The following is a 17,397-nucleotide window of genomic DNA, read 5'->3' as shown; positions in this document are numbered from 1 at the left end:
CCCGGGCCGATCGGTCACCAGGGCCGGCCGCCGCCCGTTCCTGCCACGGGCGGCGGCCGCCGGCTCAGTTCCCCTGGAGCCGGCGGCCGTCGGCTCAGTTCCCCTGCTTCCAGGTCGCGATCAGCCGGTCGTAGTCGAGGGTCTCCGGCTTGCCCCGCTCGTCGGCCAGCTTCGGCGCGGGCGCGCCCGGCTGGTCGTACCAGTACTGGGCGGGACGCTCGGGGTTCAGCTTGGGCGCGCACTGGCCGCCGTACCCCTGCCGCTCGCGCGAGAGCCGCTCCAGCCGGGACAGGATGTCGTCCTGCTGCTTGGCCAGGTTGTCCATCGACTGCTGCGGGGTGGTCTCGCCGGTCACGGCGGTGGCCACGTTCTGCCACCACAGCTGGGCCAGCTTGGGGTAGTCGGGCACATTCGTGCCGGTCGGGGTCCACTGCTCGCGGGCCGGGGAGCCGTAGAACTCGATGAGGCCGCCGTACTTCTCGGCGTTGTCGGCGAAGTAGCGGCTCTTGATGTCGGAGTCGCGGATGAACGTCAGGCCGACGATCGACTTCTTCAGCGACACCGTCTTGGACGTGACGAACTGCGCGTACAGCCAGGCGGCGGCCCGGCGCTCCTTCGGGGTGCTGTTGAGCAGCGTCCAGGAGCCGGCGTCCTGGTAGCCCAGCTTGTTGCCGGTCTTCCAGTACGCGCCGTGCGGGCTCGGCGCGATGCGCCACTTCGGCGTGCCGTCCTCGTTGACGACCGGCAGGCCCGGCTTGGTCATGTCGGCCGTGAACGAGGTGTACCAGAAGATCTGCTGGGCGATGTTGCCCTGCGCGGGCACCGGGCCGGCCTCGCTGAAGTTCATGCCCGCGGCCTCGCGCGGCGCGTACTTCTTCAGCCAGTCCACGTATTTCGTCAGCGCGTAGACCGCGGCCGGGCCGTTGGTGTCGCCGCCCCGGGTGACCGAGGAGCCGACCGGGCGGCAGTTCTCCACCCGGATGCCCCAGTCGTCCACCGGCAGGCCGTTGGGGATGCCGGGGTCGCCGTTGCCCGCCATGGACAGCCACGCGTCGGTGAAGCGCCAGCCCAGCGACGGGTCCTTGCGGCCGTAGTCCATGTGGCCGTAGGTCTTCTTGCCGTCGATGGTGCCGTCGCCGTTGACCTTGTTGGTGAAGAAGTCGGCGATGTCCTCGTACGCCGCCCAGTTCACCGGCACGCCGAGGTCGTAGCCGTAGGCGTCCTTGAACTGCTTCTTGATGTCGGGGTCGGTGAACCAGTCGTAGCGGAACCAGTAGAGGTTGGCGAACTGCTGGTCGGGAAGCTGGTAGATCTTCTTGTCCGGGCCGGTGGTGAAGCTGATGCCGATGAAGTCGTCCAGGTCGAGGGTGGGCGAGGTGACGTTCTTGCCCTCCCCGGCCATGTAGTCCGACAGCGGGAAGACGTAGGTGCCGCGCGAGTGGGTGCCGATGAGGTCGGAGTCGTTGACGTAGGCGTCGTAGATGTTCTGGTCGCTCTGGATCTGGGTCTGGAGCTTCTCGACGACGTCGCCCTCCTGGATCAGGTCGTGCTTGATCCTGATCCCGGTGATCTCGGTGAACGCCTTGGCGAGCTGCCGCGACTCGTACTCGTGCGTGGTGATCGTCTCGGAGACCACGTTGATCTGCATCCCGCGGTACGGCGCCGCGGCCTTGATGAACCACTCCATCTCCGCGAGCTGCTGCTCCTTGCTCAGCGTGCTCGGCGTGAACTCCTCGCTCACCCACCTCTGGGCCGCGGCCCTGCCGTCGGCCTCCTTGAAGTCGCTCGCGGGCCGCTCCGCGCCCTGGCTGCAGCCGGCCGCCACCAGGGAGATCGCGGCCAGCACCACGGCCGCGGACCTGACTGCCCGATGCCTCATTGGCTTGGCTCCTCTTCTGTTAGCCCCATATGCCGATCACGACCGCCACCAGCAGCGCGCAGCCGAGCGCGAGCCACATGGACAGGTCGGTGATCGCTATCCAGCCGGCCAGCACGACGGCGGCGCTGATCAGGCCGATGTAGAGCCGGTCGCCCCGGTCGGTCTCGATGCGCAGGAAGCCCCGCCTGGCCACCGGAGGGGAGATGCGGCCCCAGACCGCCATGACGGCCAGCAGCAGCGCCAGCCCGGCGAAGACCAGGGCGGTGGGGACGGTCCAGACCATCCATTCGAGCACGGCTAGACCCTCCCCATGGTGAATCCCTTGGCGATGTAGTTGCGCACGAACCAGATGACGATCGCGCCGGGCACGATGGTGAGCACGCCCGCCGTGGCCAGCAGCGCCCAGTCCACGCCCGCCGCGCTCACCGTCCGCGTCATCGTGGCGGCGATCGGCTTGGCGTCCACGGAGGTGATCGTCCTGGCGATCAGCAGCTCGACCCAGCTGAACATGAAGCAGAAGAACAGGGTCACGCCGATCGCGGAGCGGATCATCGGCAGGAAGATCCGGACGAAGAACCGTGGCAGGGAATAGCCGTCGATCGCCGCGGTCTCGTCTATTTCCCGGGGAATTCCGGACATGAATCCTTCCAGGATCCAGACCGCGAGCGGCACGTTGAAGAGCATGTGCGCGATCGCCACGCCGAGGTGCGTGTCGAACAGCCCGACGCTCTGGTAAATCTGGAAGAACGGCAGCAGGAATACCGCCGGCGGGGCCATGCGATTGGTCAGCAGCCAGAAGAACAGATGCTTGTCGCCGGCGAACCGGAAGCGCGAGAACGCGTATGCCGCGGGCAGCGCCACGATGAGCGACATCACCGCGTTCAGCGAGGTGTAGATGATGGAGTTCAGATAGCTCGAATACCACGACGAGTCGGTGAAGAAAGTGACGTAGTTGTCGAACGTCACGCGCTGCGGAATGAGCGAGAAACTGCCGAGGATGTCCTCGTTCGGGCGGATCGACATGCCGAACATCCAGAGCAGCGGCAGCATGAGCGTGACGATGTAGAGCCAGAAGACCGTGCGGGCCCAGGGCAGCCGCCTGCCGGTGGTCCGGTCCGTCGCCGCGGCCATCGCCCTCACCTCCCCGACCTGGTGAGCACGGTGAAAAAGACGTAGCAGAGGATCTGCACGATCAGGAAGTACAGCAGCGAGAACGCGCCCGCCGGCCCCAGGTCGAACTGGCCGACCGCGATCTTCGACAGCAGGATGCTCAGGAACGAGGTGGCGTTGCCCGGCCCGCCCCCGGTCACCACGAACGGCTCGGTGTAGATCATGAAGCTGTCCATGAACCTGAGCAGGATCGCGATCGTCAGCACCCCGCGCAGCCGGGGCAGCTGGATGTGCCGGAACGTCGACCACGCCGACGCGCCGTCGATCTGCGCGGCCTGGAAATACGGCTCGGGGATCGAGCGTAGCCCCGCGTACGCCAGCAGCGCCACCAGCGGCGTCCAGTGCCAGACGTCCATGACCAGCACCGTGATCCAGGCGTCGGTCGAGTCCAGCGTGTAGTTGAAGTTGACGCCCAGCACGTTGTTGATCGTCCAGCCGCCCAGCCCGATGTCACCGCGGGCGAAGATCTGCCAGATCGTGCCGACCACGTTCCACGGGATGAGCAGCGGCAGCGCGACCAGCACCAGCGCCACCGACACCTGCACGCCGCGGCGCGGCATGCACACCGCCAGGGCCACGCCCAGGGGGATCTCCAGCAGCAGCACCTGCGCCGAGAACAGCAGCGTGCGCACCAGCGCCGCGCGCACCTCCGGGTCGCGGGCGACCGACCTGAACCACTCCAGGCCGACGAAGACCCGGTCGTTGGGGCCGAAGACGTCCTGCACGGAGAAGTTCACCACGGTCATCAGCGGGATCACCGCCGTGAACGCCACCGACACCACCACGGGCAGGACCAGCCACCAGGCCCGGTTGTCCTTGCGCTTGAGCACCGGGCGCCGCTCGTCCTCGGCCGGCGCCTCCGCGACGGCGACCTCGCCCCCCGCCCGGGGGGCGCTCTCTTCGCTCACGCCGGGCCCCTTCCGTCGAGCGGCGCGAGCGAGCCGCATCTGACCTCGTCGCGGAACAGGAACGTGCGCTCGGCGGGGAAGTGCAGGAACTCGACCGCGCCCGGCCGGTACGGGGCGCCCGCCTCCGTCTTGGCGATCACCCGGTGCTCGCCGACCACGGTGTGGACCAGGTCGTACGCGCCCATCCGGTCCACCCCCGTCACCCGGGCCCGCACCCCGGGCGACAGGCCCGCCCCGGCGACGCGCACGAACTCCGGCCGCACCCCGATCCGCACCGGCCCCGGCGGCAGCCCGTCCGTCACGGCCCCGACGTCGCACTCCCCGACCCGCACGACGTCGCCGACCACCTCGGCGGGCAGCATGTTCATCCCGGGAGAGCCGATGAAGTGGCCCACGAACTCGTGGGACGGCGACAGGAACAGCTCCGCGGGCTCTCCGGCCTGCATGATCGCCCCGTCGTTGAGCACCACCACCTCGTCGGCGAAGGTCAGCGCCTCCGTCTGGTCGTGGGTGACGTAGATCAGCGTGTGGCCGGTGTCGCGGTGGATCTCCTTGAGCTTGCTGCGCAGCGTCCACTTCAGCGCCGGGTCCACCACGGTCAGCGGCTCGTCGAGGAGCACGGCGGCCACCTGGGGGCGCACGAGGCCGCGGCCCAGGCTGACGATCTGCTGGCGGCCCGCGTCGAGGCGGCGCGAGCGGCGGCCGAGCAGGGCGTCGAGGCCGAGCAGCCGGGAGACCTCGCGGACGCGCCGATCGACCTCCTTCTTCGGCACCTTGCGGTTGCGCAGGGGGAAGGCGAGGTTGTCGTAGACCGACATCTCCTCGTACAGGACGGGGAACTGGAAGACCTGGGCGATGTTGCGGCCGGCCGTCGGCACGCCGGTCACGTCGCGCCCGTCGAACAGGACGCGGCCGACGGTGGGGGTGAGCAGGCCGGAGATGATGTTCAGCAGCGTCGTCTTGCCGCAGCCGCTCGGGCCCAGCAGCGCGTACGCCCTGGCGCTGCGCCAGGTCCACGTCATCGGCCGCAGCGCCCAGGTCCGGCCGCCGTCGTAGCTGTGGCCCACGCCCTCCAGCCGGATGTCAGCCATGCAGGTCCACCTCCGCGGCGCTGGTGGCCAGCAGGCGGCCGCCGTCCTCGTCGAAGACGAAGACGTGGGCGGGGTCCACGTACGCGACCGTCCGCTCGCCGGGCGTGAACTGCCGCGTGCCCGCGAGCTGGGCGACCAGGTGGCGCCCTCCTTGCAGGAGGAGGTGCAGGAAGGTCGCGCTGCCCGTGACCTCGGCGAGCCTGATCTCGGCGGGCAGCTCCAGCGCGCCCGGGCCGCCGCCGGCGATCGTCACCTGGTGCGGGCGCACGCCCAGCAGGACGGTGCGGCCGGAGGCGTGCGCGCGGGGCGCGGGGAAGGAGGCGCCGAGGACCTCGATGCGGCCGTCTTGCACGACCCCCGGCAGCAGGTTGAGCGGCGGGTCGCTGAGCGTGGCGGCCACGGCGAGGGTGGGCGGGTGGTCGTACATGGCGGCCACGTCACCGACGTGCCGCACCCGGCCCTCGCCCAGCACCACGGTCGGCGCGGCGAACGTCAGGGCCTCGTTGGGGTCGGCGGTGGAGTAGAGCACCACGCCGGAGGAATCGGCGAACATGCTCTTCAGGTCGGCGCGCAACTGCTCGCGCAGCTTGAAGTCGAGGTTGGCCAGGGGCTCGTCGAGCAGCAGCACGTCCACCGGGCGCGCCAGCGCGCGGGCGATGGCGGTGCGCTGCTGCTGGCCGCCCGACAGCTCGGCGGGGCGGCGGCCGAGCAGGCCGGTCAGCCCCATCAGCTCGGCCACCTCGCGCACCCGCCGGTCCACGCCGTCGCGGCGATGGCGGGGGTCGAGGCGGAGCGGGGAGGCGATGTTCTCGTAGACGGTGAGCGACGGGTAATTGATGAATTGCTGATAGACGAAAGCGACCGAGCGTTTTCGCACCGAAATCCGGGTGACGTCTTTTCCGTTGACCAGCACGCGCCCCGCGCCGGGCGTCAGCAAACCGCCGACGACCCGCATCAGCGTCGTCTTTCCCGCCGTCATCGGGCCGAGGACGGTGGTCATTCCGTCGGGTAATTCGAGGTTTATGTCGTCGAGCCAGGTCTCTCCGCGCTGCCGTACGGAGATGCCGTCGAGAATCACCGTCACTGTGCCCGGTCCTCTCTGCTTCCCTCCCTTCTAACATGATCTGATTCCGCTGCAAAGGGCCGCTCCCGGTGCCCTTGTTGCCAGTGTTACAGGTGGGTTTTCCGCCGGTAAAGCCGGAAAAATCGGCGACCGGACGTGGCTATCACCCCGTCGGCTCCGGCGCTGCTCAGCGCGGCCGGGCGGGGCGATGACCGAAAGTCGGGGAATAGGGCCGCTCTCCCTGTCCTGATCTCCTGGGTCTCTGTGCCAACGAGTGTTGGCCAACGGCTGTTGACTTCCGGCGTGACCGGGCCTAGCGTCAACAGGTGTCGGCCCACAAGTGTTGGCCTTCCGAGGAGGAGAGATGATCACCACTGACGTGCTCGTCGTCGGCGCGGGGCCCGTGGGGCTCACGGCCGCCATCGTCCTGACGCGCCTCGGCCACGGCGTCGTCGTCGTGGACGACCAGGCCGAGGGCGCGAACACCTCCAGGGCCGCCGTCGTGCACGCGCGCACCCTCGAGCTGCTGGAGCCGTACGGCCTCACGCCCGCCCTGACCGCCCGCGGGGTGCGCACGCCGCGCTTCACCATCCGCGACCGCGACCGGCTGCTGGTCCCGGTGCCCTTCGACGGGCTGCCGACCCGCTTCCCCTACACGCTGATGATCTCCCAGGCCGACATGGAGGCGTTCCTGCTGGCCCGGCTGACGGAGCTGGGCGGGCGGGTGCTGCGGCCCGCCCCCGTGACGGCCGTCGAGCAGGACGCCTCCGGCGTCACCGCCACCCTCCGCGACGGCCGCGTGCTGCGGGCCTCCTACCTGGTGGGCGCCGACGGGATGCACAGCCTCGTACGCGAGCGGTCCGGCATCGGCTTCGCCGGCGGCACGTACGCCGAGTCGTTCACCCTCGCCGACGTCCGGCTCGGCGGCGGCGTGCCGCGCGAGGAGGTCATCCTGTACTTCTCGCCCGAGGGCCTGGTGGTCGTGGCGCCGCTGCCCGACGGGCTGCACCGCATCGTGGCCACCGTGGACGAGGCCCCGCCCGAGCCCGGCGCGGCCTTCGTGCAGCGGCTGCTCGACACGCGCGGGCCCGAGGCCGTGCCCGCCGTGGTGGAGGAGGTGGTGTGGGGCTCGCGCTTCCGCGTCCACCACCGGATCGCCGACGCCTACCGCAAGGGGCGGGTGCTGCTGGCCGGGGACGCGGCGCACGTGCACTCGCCGGCCGGCGGGCAGGGCATGAACCTCGGCATCGAGGACGCCGTGCTGCTGGCCGAGACCCTCGCCAAGGTGCTCGACGGCGGGCCGGACGACCTGCTCGACGCCTACGCCGCCGCGCGCCGGCCGGTGGCGGAACGGGTGGTGGCGCTGGCCGGGCGGCTCACGTCGCTGGCGACGACGGGCACGGCCCTGCGCCCGCTGCGCAACGCGGTGCTCGCGCTCGCGGGCCGCCTCCCGGCCGTGCGCCGCCGCCTGGCCTGGCAACTCTCCGGCCTCGACCGCCGCTGACCGGCACCCTGCCCGCCGCTGACCGGCACCCTGCCCGCTGCCGACCGGCACCCCGCCCGCCGCTGATCGCCGCCCCGCTCCGCCGCTTCCGGCCGGCTTTCCGGCCCTGGGTCCGCCGCTCAGTCCGGGATCGGCACGCCCGGGCAGGCGCCGGTGACGCGGCCGGTGGCGAAGTAGCCGGCCACGCCGGCCATGCAGCCCGGCGTGCGCAGCGCCGAGCCGTGCGCGTCGTCGTCGATCGTCACCACGTGCCCGCCGACGGCCTGCCGCATCTGGATCGTCCACTCGTACGGGGACGGGCTCTCGTGCAGGTGCCCCGACAGCACCAGCGACCCGCCCCCCTGCCGCAGCCGCGGCGCCCGCGGCGCGAGCGGCCATCCCGCGCACGCCGGGAAGAACGTGCTCGCCTCGCCGGTCACCGGATAGCGCTCCAGCCGCTTCCGGTAGGCGTCCCAGGCCGCCTCGAACGTGCGCGGCCCCAGATCCTCGTTGCAGAACATCGCCAGGCCGGCGACCCGGTTCTGGCGCTCGGGCACGCCCTCCGGCCGCGGCGGCCGGTCACCGCCGCCGAAGGCCCGCCTGAGCGCGGGCGGCGCCTCCGGGCCGGTGGCGTCCACCAGCTCCTTCAGCACCTCGGCCACGTCGGGCCAGGACGGGCTGGGCTGGCTCGCGGCCTCGGCGACCATCCTGCCGTCGATGGTGACGCCGAGGTCGGTGAAGGTGACGGGGTCGGCCGCGTACCGCTCGCGCAGCCGGGTCAGCGCCGCGACCACCTCGGCCGTGGAGTCGCCGAACCCGTACCTGGCGTCGCGGCCGGCGATCCACCGGGCCATCCGGCGGAAGTCACGGTCGGCGGCCATCGCGCGCACCTCGGTGAAGACGTCCATCCTCGGCTCGGGCAGCGCCACGCTGTCCAGCCACATGCGGGCCACCCTGCCGGGGAACAGGCTGCGGTAGACCGCCCCCAGCCAGGTGCCCCAGGACACGCCCAGGAAGCTCAGCCGCCGCTCGCCCAGCGCCGCGCGGATCCGGTCGAGGTCGCGGGCCACGTTCGCGGTCGTGAGCTGGCCGACGAGGCCGGGGTCGGCGGCGACGCACGCCCGGTTGCCCCGCACCACCTCCGCGTAGACCTTCCTGGCCTGCTCCTCGCTCACCGCGCCGGGCGGCGGGGGCTCCGGCATGGGGGCGCGGCACCCGGCCCTCGTGCTGAGACCGACGCCGCGCGGGTCGAAGCCGATCAGGTCGTGGCGCTCGTTCACCTTCAGGCCGGACATGACGAGTTCGAGGGGCATGAGGTAGCCGCTGCCGCCGGGGCCGCCCGGGTTGACGGCCAGGCTGCCCAGCCGGCGCCGCTGGTCGGTGGCTCGCAGCCGGGTCAGCGCGATCGTGATCTGCGGGCCGCCGGGGTCGGCGTGGTCGCGCGGGACCTTGAGGGTGCCGCAGTCCGTACGGGCGAGCAGCCGCCTGAACTCGGGGAGGTCCTTCTCGTCGAGGCCGCCCCACCGCAGCACGTCGTCGGAGTACGTGGGGCACTCCTGCCACGTCACGGCGGGAGCGCCGGGCGCGGAGGCGGCCCGCGCGGGGACGATCGGCGGGGAGGCGGCCGGCGTGGACGCGGCCCGCGCCGGAACGGCCCGCGCGGGGACGGTGAGGGCGCCGAGGGTCAGGGCGCCCGCCAGCAGAGTGTGCAGGATCATGCCCACAGGCTGGCCGTGGCCCCCGCGCGTCACATCCCCCGGCGGTGGGAGGCGGCGGCTCACCTTCAGGGGAGGACTGTCAGGGGAGGACTGTCAGGGGAGGACTGTCAGGGGAGGACTGTCAGGGGAGGATCGAGTCGACGTACCCGCCGTCCACCCGGACCGCCGCGCCCGTCGTCGCCGAGGCGAGCGGGGAGCTCAGGTAGACCACCAGGTTCGCGATCTCCTCGGGTTCGATCAGGCGCTGGAGCAGCGACTGCGGCCGGTGCAGCCGCATGAACTCCCGCTGCGCCTCCTCCCACGGCAGCTCCCTGTCCACGAGCTGGTAGACGAACTCCTCCACGCCCCCGGTGTGCGTCGGCCCGGCGATCACGGAGTTGACCGTCACGCCGCTGCCCGCCGCCTCCTTCGCGAACCCCCGGGAGACCGCCAGCAGCGCCGTCTTCGTCATGCCGTAGTGGATCATCTCGTGGGGGATCACGACGGCGGAGTCGCTGGCGATGTACTGGATCCTGCCCCAGCCGCGCTCCCGCATGGCGGGCAGGTACGCGCGCGTGAGCCGGACCGCGGCCAGCACGTTGACCTCGAAGTAACGCCGCCACTCGGCGTCGTCGATCTCCAGCGCGGGCCGGGCGCCGAAGATGCCCAGGTTGTTCACCAGGATGTCCACGTGGGGGAGCAGGGCGGCGACCCGCTCGCAGCCCTCCTCCGTCGCGACGTCGCCCGGCGCCGCGACCAGGTCGTAGCGCAGCCGTTCGCCGCTGACCCGCTCGGCCTCGATGCGCTCGTCGTCCATCCGCTCGATGGCCGCGGCCACCGAGCCCTCGCTGCGCCCGTTGACGCCCACGCGGGCGCCCGCCCGCGCCAGGCCGGTCGCGATGGCCGCCCCGATTCCCTGGGTCGAGCCGGTGACCAGCGCCGTCTTGCCCTTGAGGTCGATGCGCACGATGTCCCACCCCCTGCCGCCATTCTCGCCAACGGCACGAGACCCGCCCGCACCGGGGGTGGCCGCATAGGGTGGAGGAGGCGTGGAAGGGGCGTGGGTGCACCGGATCCTGTGGCTGGTCGTGGCGGTGGTCTTCGTGGTGGGCCTGGCCATCCCGGACGATCCCGACGTGGCGACCGGGCAGGAGTGCCCGCCGCGCGACACCCGGGTCCTGGCCCCCTACGCGGTGACCGGCTATTTCGTCATCCCGCGCGCCGACCGGTGCGTCACGCAGCGCATGGTCGAGGCGATCCACGCCATCGGCGGCGACACGCTCATCACGTTCGGGCCCCGGTTCAACGCCCGCCCCGACCCCGACTTCCCCGAGTGCGCGGTGGACGGCAGGCCGTGCGCCGAGCTGCCGGGCAAGCGCGTCCGGCAGGTCTACACGTATATGACCAGCGAGGAGTTCGGGCCGGGCATGCTGCGCTGCCCCGGCATCGACCGGCGTTTCGAGAGCGGCGGGCGCACCTTTTACCGGCTGACGCTGGCGGGCTCCTGCGCCGACGCCGAGCACGACCTGGTGCTCGCCACCACCGACGGCGACGGGCTCGGCACGCTCGTGCGGGAGGCGTCGGCGTACGGCATGACGGTCTACCCCGGCCTGCCCGCGGCGCCGCAGCGGGAGGGCAAGCAGTGGGAGCCCGACCACGCGCACACCGGCGCGCTCAACGCCTTCACGGCGCGGGTGCTGGCCGACTACCGGCAGCGGTTCACGGGGCTGGCGGCGTTCGGCGGGGTGTACCAGTCGTTCGAGCTGGCCATGCGGGCGCGCGCCGAGCGCGACCCGATCATCGAGCTGTACGCCGCCCAGCACGCCGTGGTCGCCGCCACGCTGCCGGGCAGGAAGATCGTGGTCAGCCCGTACATCGACGCGCGCAGGGGCCGCGGGTTCCCGCCGTCGCAGGTGGCGGAGGGGCTGGCCGACATCGCCGGCACGCGGGCCGGGCAGCCCATGGCGGTCGCCGTGCAGGACGGGCGGGGCACGGGCAAGGTGCCCGTGCACGGGCCGCACGAGGCCGACGCCAGGGTGGCGGAGCGGCTGGTGCCCGTCGTGGGGGACGTGCGCAACGCCCAGGGATACCACGGGCCCACCAGCGCCTACATCGAGACGGCGGCGGCGAACGTGCCGGACGGCGTGGAGCTGTGGGTGAACGCGGAGGGCTTCGAGCCCACGCCCGTGGCCGGCGAGTGCGGGCGGCTCGATCCGCTGCCGCACCGCGGGCGGACCACCAAGAGCCGGCTCGACCGGCAGATCATGGCGGCCGGGGCCGAGGTCGCGAAGATCATCTCGTACAAGTGGGAGCCCTTCTACACCTGCCAGGCCGGCCACGACACGCCCTCGCTGGCCGACGACATCGCGGCCGGGTGGCAGCAGCCGATCATCGTCAACGCCTACCGCAAGGAGCTGAACGGCCGGCCCGGCCTGCTCGTCGAGGGCTACCACCTGCACGGGGTCACCCTCCGGTTCGACCCGCAGGGCGCGGTGGCGGCCCAGGAGTGGCACGGGCGCGAACGGCTGGAGTCGGCCTGGGTCCCGTACGAGCCGCCCCCGGGAACCTGGACCTCGATCACCGCCACCAACGCGACCGGCCACACCAGCACGAACCCGTACGTGATGCGCTGAACCGACCTGTCACGCCCCCGGACGCTCGAAGCCGGTGAGTCGTGTGTGCCGGTGGACCTCCATGACTTCTGCCTTGTCTGAACTACTTCAGATATGCTGGTGGGCATGGTGACGAGAAGCTTTTCGTACAGTGCGTTCCTCAGAGGGCCGTCGGAGGTGCTGCCCAGCCTGGACAACGCTGACGTCATCCTCGAGCGGCGCGACGACGAGAACCTCATCCTGATGCGCGCCGAGAGATTCGAGGCGGGCGCGGCCAGCCTGCGCATCGCGGCTCGCGCGCTGGCCATAGTGGCCCGGCGCAACGGCGCCCTCGCGGAAGAGGTGCTGGCCGATGAGCTTCCCTGGCTCACCTGGCTGCCGGAGGCGGAGCGCCATGAGTGCGTGCGCGAGCTTCTCGGCCAGCTGATCGCGGGGGCCGACACCGGCGAGCTGCTGCCGTTCGCCCGATCGTTGAGCTCGTGGCGGTCGACTGCCGTGGCCTGGAGCGACCCGCGGCTCGCGCGTGAACTCCAGGGACCCTTCCCCGGCGACGGCCCGGAGGTTCCGCGCCCGACGGGCGACCACTGATGCCGGGCGGGGAGACGACGTGCCCCGGCCTCGCCCCTGGCGCGTCAGATTCGCCGACCGCCGCGCGGCCGAAGGCTGGGGACACCTCCTCGCGCAGGCCCCCGAGAACCTCGATCGTGCCTGGGTGGCCATCACCAGTGACCCGCGAGACGTCGGCTGTCGCCAACATCCGCTCAAGGGTGCGCTCGGCGTCGTCAAAGTGGGCGGCCGAGCCTTGGAACAGTGGCAGTACGAAGCCACGTCCGGCGGGCGCCTGTGGTACGCGATCGACGACGAGGAGCGGACGTTGTGGATCACGCATGCGGGGACAGCGCATCCGAGGCGGACCGACCGGCGGTGAGGCCAGGGACGTGGCCGGTGGAGGGCGGGGAAATGTCGGTGGGGGGCGCTAGCTTTCGATCATCCCCCCGATCGATGGAGGTTGGTCGATGTACCGACAGGGTGACATCCTGCTGATGCCCATTCCCGAGGAGTCCGCACCGCTCGCGTTGCGGCCCGAGCCGCGTGACGCGCGGGGGCGGCTGGTGCTGGCGCATGGTGAGGCCACCGGGCACTGTCACGCGATCCCCGGGCCCGGCACGCTGTCCCACGGTTTTCTGCACCTGCCCGAGGGCGGCAGGCTCGTGCACGAGGAGCACGAGGCGATCTCGCTGCCGAAGGGGTGGTATCGCGTGGTGCGGCAGCGCGAATACGTGCCGGGCTCCTACCGGGTGGTGGCCGACTGATGACGACCTTGACATGGGATCGCGTCGCCGTGGCCACCGGGCCGGGCGAGGGTGTCGAGGAGGCCGTGCGGCAGGCGTACCGGGAGGCGGGGCTGGCGGAGCCCGAGCGGGTTCTCGTGCTGCCCTCGCCGGCGGCCGGAGCGCTCGTGGCGGCCTGGCTGACCGGTGACGCGGCGCGGCGCGCCGCGCTGGAGGCGGGGTCGGCCCGGGAGCCGGAGATCGCGGACTGGCCGTTCGACCCGGAGGGGCGGGGGCGCGGGCCCGCGGCGCGGGCCGCGCGGGAAAGCGCGGCGGAGCGGGAAGGCACAGCGGCGCGGGAGGTGCTGAGCGGCGAGGCCGTGCGGGCCCTGTTCGCCCAGCCGGCCGTGCGGGCGGTGCTGGCGGCGGGCGATCCGGGGCGGTCGGTGCGCGACGCCGTGCGCACGACGCCGTGGGAGCGGGCCAGGGCGGCGGCCTACGCGGAGCTGGGGCACGCCGGTTGGGCGGCGCTCTGGGCCGAGACGGGCGGGCGGCTCTGGCCGCGCGTCGAGCGGCTCGTCGCCGACCTGCGCAGGGCCCTGGCCGACCTGGGCGGCGAGAGCCTGCGGCAGCTGAGCCTCGACGCCGTGCTCGGGCAGCACGACGCGCCCTGGCTGTCGGCGTTCGACGGGCTCGACGGGCTGAAGCGGGTGGCCGAGCGGGCGGGCTGGTGGTGGCCGTACGAACGGGTGGCCATCGTCACCGAGCGCCCGGCCGAGCTGCACCTCGACGACCTCGGGCGGCTGCACCGCGCCGACGGCCCCGCCCTGCGCCACGCCGACGGGTTCGCCCTGCACGCCTGGCACGGCATGCCCGTGCCGGCCGGTTTCGGCGAGACGATGGCCGCGCTCACCCCCGCCCGCATCCGGGCCGAGCAGAACGCCGAGCTGCGCCGCGCGATGCTGGAGCACTTCGGCGCCGAGCGTTACCTCGCCGAGTCGGGCGCCAAGCCGCTGCACACCGACGAGACGGGCGTGTTGTGGCGGATCGACCTGCCCAACGACGAGCCCATGGTCATGGTGGAGGTCGTCAACTCCACGCCCGAGCCCGACGGCACGAGCCGCACCTACTTCCTGCGGGTGCCGCCGTGGGTGCAACGGGCCAGGGAGGGCGTGGCGTGGACGTTCGGGCTGGCGGAGCAGGACTACCGGCCGCAGCGCGAGACCTGAGCCCCTCCGGTCACCAGGCGGGGATGCGTTCGAGCACGCCGCCGGCGAAGACGTCGTAGAGGCCGAGCGGCTCCAGGTGCACATAGCCGATGTGGCAGTCGCAGGCCGCCTTGGGGCAGGCGCGGGGGCGCAGGGCGGCCCGGTACGACCCGTCGTACAGGTTGCCCAGCACCTCCGGCACGAAGTGGCAGCGGCGCACGGTGCCCTCGCCGTTCACGGAGATCACGCTGTCGCCCGTGCGGCACGGCAGCCCCGCGCTGGCGTGCGGGAAGCGGCTGTGGTGGAACAACGGGTCGATGGCCGCCCACTCGGCCGCCTCGGCGTCGGTGTAGAGGCGGCCCTCCTCGGCGTTGACCCACACATACGTCTCGGGCGGCAGGTCGGCCCGCAGCCGCCGCGCGTGCGGCAGGTGCGCCGGGTCGCCGACGATGCCGACGCTGTGCCGCACCGGCAGCGCGCGCACCTTGGCCAGAAACCGCTCGTACGGCACCTGCGTCGGGTGGTAGGTCACCCACAGCGCGGCCCGCTCCGACGCCTCCGACAGCCAGTCCGTACGACAGCTCAGATTCGTCTGGATGGCGACCCTGGCCACGTGGGGCAGCCGGGACAGCTCGACCAGGGCGCGCCGGTACCACGACCTGACCAGCCCCTCGCCCCACGGCGTGAACAGGATCGAGACCTCGAAGTCCCGCTCGGCCACCCAGCCGGCGAACCTCTCCAGCGCCGCCCGGTCGGCGCGCAGCTGCTCGGGCGTGTCGCGCCGCTTGGCGAACGGGCAGTAGGCGCAGTCGTAGTCGCAGCTCGCGAGGGGGCCCCGGTAGAGGATGGTCAGCATGCCTCATATCCATCCATGAGCGCCCGCACCCGCGGCGAGAACAGGGCGGGGCCGATCGCGTCGGAGTGGGCCAGCCCCTCCGGGGTGAGCCTGACCGTCTCGTCGGTGACGCTGAGCCAGCCGGCGAACTCCTTCATCGGCAGGTCGTCCAGGGGGAAGTCGTCCAGCACGTCGGCGCCGAAGCGGTCGGCGTACGCGCGACGGGCCAGCCCCTCGGCCTGCAGCAGCGACTGGATGAGGTGGCGGCGTCTGCGCTCGTCGGGGGAGAGGGCGAAGCCCACGTTGGCGGTGCCGAAGTCGGTCTGGGCCACGTAGTCGTCGATGATCGAGCGGACGTGGCGGGCGCCGACGGCGTACTCGAAGGAGTAGTGCAGGCCGCTCGTGTACGACCGCGCCCCGCAGCCCAGCCCCACCATGCCGTCGGTCTGGCAGCAGTAGGAGGTGCCGGAGTCCGTGCCGGGCAGGCGGAACATGCGCATCGACACCTGCTCGTACCCGGCCGCCAGCAGGTGGTCGCGCCCGGCCCGGTACAGCTCCAGCCGCTGGTCGTCCCAGGCCCGGCCCTGCTTGCCGAGGCCGGTCAGCGGCCGGACGTAGAGCGGGTAGAGGTAGAGCTCCTCGGGCCGCCACCGCAGCGCCGTGTCCAGGGAGTGCAGCCAGGTGCGCGGCGTCTGCCCGTCGATGCCGTAGATCAGGTCGATGTTGAGCACCGGCACGCCCGAGGCCCTGATGGCGTCCAGCGCCGCGTCCACCTCGGCGCGCTTCTGCGGGCGCACCGCCGAGCGGGCCTCCTCCGGCACGAAGCTCTGCACGCCGATCGAGATCCGCGAGGTGCCCCGCTCGGCCAGCACGGACAGGCGGTCGGGCGTGGCGGTGGCGGGGGAGGTCTCGACCGACAGCGGGACGCGCGTCAGGTCCACCCCCATCGTCCGCTCGGTCAGGTCGAACAGGCGGGTCAGCTCGCGGGCGCTGAGGTACGTCGGCGTGCCCCCGCCGAACGCCGCCGTCTCGAACGTCGTCCCCTTGGCCGCCGGGCCGCCCGGCGCCCGGTTCCCGGGGGCCGTCTCATCGAGCGCGTCCCGCACCTGCTCGGCCTGCCGTTCGAGGGCGTCGAGGTAGGCGGTGACCAGCTCCTCGGGCGCGCCGGTGCGGGTGAACAGGTTGCAGAAGCCGCAGCGCATCTCGCAGAACGGGATGTGCACGTACAGGGCGCCGGGGCGTTCCCCGGCCCAGACCTCCTTCAGCCGGGGACGGGGGTCGAGCGGCCGGTACGCCGTCTTGTGCGGATAGGCGTAGACATAGCCTTCATACGGCCGCATGGCTCTCCAGGACGAAGTGGGTGTAAGGGACCGTCCACACGACCTCGTGGCCGATCCGGTGGCCGACGTGCCCGTCCTCCCCGTACGCGGTTCCGTGGTCGGAGCAGACGATGGCCAGGCAGGGGCGGCGGCGGGTCATGAGCGCGTACAGCCGCCCGATGTGCCGGTCCACGTAACGCAGGGCGGCGGCGTGGCTGTCGAGAGAGTCGCCGGCGGCGCCGGGCAGGTGGTGGTGGTTCGGCTGGTGCAGGGCCGAGACGTTGAGGAAGAGGAAGACCGGGCCGCGCACGTCGCGCAGCACCTCCTCGGCACGGTCGATCTGGTGCTCCAGCGAGGCGGGGTTCGTCACGCCGAACTCCGGCTCCCAGTGGCTCTCGGCGAACAGGCCGGGCAGCGCCGAGCCGAGCGGGGTCAGCTTGTTGAAGAACCCGACCCCGCCGATGCAGACGGTGTGGTAGCCGGCCCGCGCGAGCCCGGTGGGCAGGTCGGGCGCGTCGAACACCCACGTGCCCGCCGCCGTCGTCTCGCTGCCGGGGAACGTGGCCGCGAACAGCCGGGGATGCGGCCCCGGAGCGACCGGCGTGGGCAGGAAGCCGGCGAACATGGCGGCGTGGGAGGCGTAGGTGAAGCTGCCCGGGCTGTGCCGCCGCTCCCAGCGCGCGCCGCCGGGCAGCAGGTTCGGCAGCAGCCCGGCCTCGGCCTGCGCGGCGGCCACGTCGTAGCGCAGGGTGTCGAGCGTGACCAGGAGCAGGTCGTGACCGCCCACGATCGTGTTCATGTCCAGCGCGGGCAGACCCGGCGCCCGCCGGTCCCGCGCGTCCCCGCTCTGCGGGTTCGGGT

General features: G+C 72.3%; 17 protein-coding genes. 6 read left to right on the top strand and 11 right to left on the bottom strand.

Going from position 1 to position 17,397, the window contains the following annotated elements; translation table 11 throughout:
- Positions 1-94: 94 nt before the first annotated feature.
- The 6 genes from IO39_RS05080 to IO39_RS05055 are packed head-to-tail and all read right to left on the bottom strand — an operon-like array spanning position 95 to position 6,132.
- Complete coding sequence (locus IO39_RS05080; protein WP_043616585.1) at positions 95-1,879, bottom strand: ABC transporter substrate-binding protein; 1,785 nt, start codon at positions 1,877-1,879, stop codon at positions 95-97.
- A gap of 19 nt (positions 1,880-1,898) precedes the next feature.
- Entirely contained in the window at positions 1,899-2,174 is a 276-nt protein-coding gene (locus IO39_RS05075; RefSeq protein ID WP_211266889.1) for a DUF2160 domain-containing protein, read from the bottom strand.
- A 2-nt stretch (positions 2,175-2,176) separates the two neighbouring features.
- Positions 2,177-3,010, bottom strand: coding sequence for a carbohydrate ABC transporter permease (locus IO39_RS05070; protein WP_043616583.1), 834 nt, complete (start codon positions 3,008-3,010; stop codon positions 2,177-2,179).
- Positions 3,011-3,015: 5 nt separating this feature from the next.
- A complete protein-coding gene (locus IO39_RS05065) occupies positions 3,016-3,957 on the bottom strand; it encodes a carbohydrate ABC transporter permease (protein WP_211266888.1) in 942 nt (313 codons plus the stop codon).
- Positions 3,954-5,048, bottom strand: coding sequence for an ABC transporter ATP-binding protein (locus tag IO39_RS05060; protein ID WP_052422451.1), 1,095 nt, complete (start codon positions 5,046-5,048; stop codon positions 3,954-3,956). The genes IO39_RS05065 and IO39_RS05060 overlap by 4 nt, the downstream gene beginning before the upstream one ends.
- On the bottom strand, positions 5,041-6,132 hold the full coding sequence (locus IO39_RS05055) for an ABC transporter ATP-binding protein (RefSeq protein WP_043616580.1): 1,092 nt from the start codon (positions 6,130-6,132) through the stop codon (positions 5,041-5,043). The genes IO39_RS05060 and IO39_RS05055 overlap by 8 nt, the downstream gene beginning before the upstream one ends.
- A 343-nt stretch (positions 6,133-6,475) precedes the next feature.
- Between IO39_RS05055 and IO39_RS05050 the strand changes: the two genes are divergently transcribed.
- Positions 6,476-7,615 (top strand): FAD-dependent oxidoreductase, encoded by a 1,140-nt coding sequence (locus IO39_RS05050; protein ID WP_043616577.1) that lies wholly within the window; start codon positions 6,476-6,478, stop codon positions 7,613-7,615.
- A gap of 119 nt (positions 7,616-7,734) precedes the next feature.
- Here the strand turns inward: IO39_RS05050 and IO39_RS05045 are convergent, their stop codons facing one another.
- Both IO39_RS05045 and IO39_RS05040 read right to left on the bottom strand, forming a co-directional pair.
- The gene (locus IO39_RS05045) at positions 7,735-9,312 is read right to left on the bottom strand and encodes an alpha/beta fold hydrolase (RefSeq protein ID WP_084772263.1); all 1,578 of its coding nucleotides are present in this window, start codon (positions 9,310-9,312) and stop codon (positions 7,735-7,737) included.
- A gap of 121 nt (positions 9,313-9,433) precedes the next feature.
- Complete coding sequence (locus IO39_RS05040) at positions 9,434-10,258, bottom strand: SDR family NAD(P)-dependent oxidoreductase (RefSeq protein ID WP_043616575.1); 825 nt, start codon at positions 10,256-10,258, stop codon at positions 9,434-9,436.
- An 82-nt stretch (positions 10,259-10,340) separates the two neighbouring features.
- Between IO39_RS05040 and IO39_RS05035 the strand changes: the two genes are divergently transcribed.
- From IO39_RS05035 to IO39_RS56610, 5 genes are all read left to right on the top strand, one after another.
- Positions 10,341-11,924, top strand: coding sequence for a DUF4434 domain-containing protein (locus IO39_RS05035; protein ID WP_157547895.1), 1,584 nt, complete (start codon positions 10,341-10,343; stop codon positions 11,922-11,924).
- Positions 11,925-12,029: 105 nt separating this feature from the next.
- Entirely contained in the window at positions 12,030-12,491 is a 462-nt protein-coding gene (locus tag IO39_RS05030; RefSeq protein WP_043616848.1) for a hypothetical protein, read from the top strand.
- A 124-nt stretch (positions 12,492-12,615) separates the two neighbouring features.
- Entirely contained in the window at positions 12,616-12,831 is a 216-nt protein-coding gene (locus tag IO39_RS05025) for a hypothetical protein (RefSeq protein WP_211266887.1), read from the top strand.
- 88 nt (positions 12,832-12,919) lie between these two features.
- Positions 12,920-13,216, top strand: a complete 297-nt coding sequence (locus IO39_RS05020) for a DUF8820 family protein (protein WP_043616568.1) — start codon at positions 12,920-12,922, stop codon at positions 13,214-13,216.
- Complete coding sequence (locus IO39_RS56610; protein WP_211266886.1) at positions 13,216-14,403, top strand: DUF6745 domain-containing protein; 1,188 nt, start codon at positions 13,216-13,218, stop codon at positions 14,401-14,403. The genes IO39_RS05020 and IO39_RS56610 overlap by 1 nt, the downstream gene beginning before the upstream one ends.
- A 10-nt stretch (positions 14,404-14,413) precedes the next feature.
- On the opposite strand, the gene IO39_RS05010 is transcribed toward IO39_RS56610, so the two are convergent.
- From IO39_RS05010 to IO39_RS05000, 3 genes are read right to left on the bottom strand one after another with little or no spacing between them, the layout of a single operon-like run.
- Complete coding sequence (locus IO39_RS05010; protein ID WP_043616561.1) at positions 14,414-15,238, bottom strand: STM4011 family radical SAM protein; 825 nt, start codon at positions 15,236-15,238, stop codon at positions 14,414-14,416.
- A complete protein-coding gene (locus IO39_RS05005; RefSeq protein WP_043616558.1) occupies positions 15,232-16,557 on the bottom strand; it encodes an STM4012 family radical SAM protein in 1,326 nt (441 codons plus the stop codon). Before IO39_RS05005 ends, IO39_RS05010 begins: the two co-directional genes overlap by 7 nt.
- Positions 16,544-17,335, bottom strand: a complete 792-nt coding sequence (locus IO39_RS05000; protein WP_084772298.1) for an STM4013/SEN3800 family hydrolase — start codon at positions 17,333-17,335, stop codon at positions 16,544-16,546. Before IO39_RS05000 ends, IO39_RS05005 begins: the two co-directional genes overlap by 14 nt.
- Positions 17,336-17,397 lie beyond the last annotated feature (62 nt).

Source organism: Nonomuraea candida (genome assembly GCF_000725485.1).
Classification (GTDB): Bacteria; Actinomycetota; Actinomycetes; order Streptosporangiales; family Streptosporangiaceae; genus Nonomuraea; species Nonomuraea candida.
Note: the sequence above shows the minus strand (reverse complement) of the source record. Positions and strands in the feature narration are given on the sequence as shown.

Coding starts and splice junctions, on each gene's coding strand:
- IO39_RS05080 (WP_043616585.1), bottom strand. CDS start 1,879: ATGAGGCATCGGGCAGTCAGGTCCGCGGCCGTGGTGCTGGCCGCGATC.
- IO39_RS05070 (WP_043616583.1), bottom strand. CDS start 3,010: ATGGCCGCGGCGACGGACCGGACCACCGGCAGGCGGCTGCCCTGGGCC.
- IO39_RS05060 (WP_052422451.1), bottom strand. CDS start 5,048: ATGGCTGACATCCGGCTGGAGGGCGTGGGCCACAGCTACGACGGCGGC.
- IO39_RS05050 (WP_043616577.1), top strand. CDS start 6,476: ATGATCACCACTGACGTGCTCGTCGTCGGCGCGGGGCCCGTGGGGCTC.
- IO39_RS05045 (WP_084772263.1), bottom strand. CDS start 9,312: ATGATCCTGCACACTCTGCTGGCGGGCGCCCTGACCCTCGGCGCCCTC.
- IO39_RS05030 (WP_043616848.1), top strand. CDS start 12,030: ATGGTGACGAGAAGCTTTTCGTACAGTGCGTTCCTCAGAGGGCCGTCG.
- IO39_RS05020 (WP_043616568.1), top strand. CDS start 12,920: ATGTACCGACAGGGTGACATCCTGCTGATGCCCATTCCCGAGGAGTCC.
- IO39_RS56610 (WP_211266886.1), top strand. CDS start 13,216: ATGACGACCTTGACATGGGATCGCGTCGCCGTGGCCACCGGGCCGGGC.
- IO39_RS05010 (WP_043616561.1), bottom strand. CDS start 15,238: ATGCTGACCATCCTCTACCGGGGCCCCCTCGCGAGCTGCGACTACGAC.
- IO39_RS05005 (WP_043616558.1), bottom strand. CDS start 16,557: ATGCGGCCGTATGAAGGCTATGTCTACGCCTATCCGCACAAGACGGCG.
- IO39_RS05000 (WP_084772298.1), bottom strand. CDS start 17,335: ATGAACACGATCGTGGGCGGTCACGACCTGCTCCTGGTCACGCTCGAC.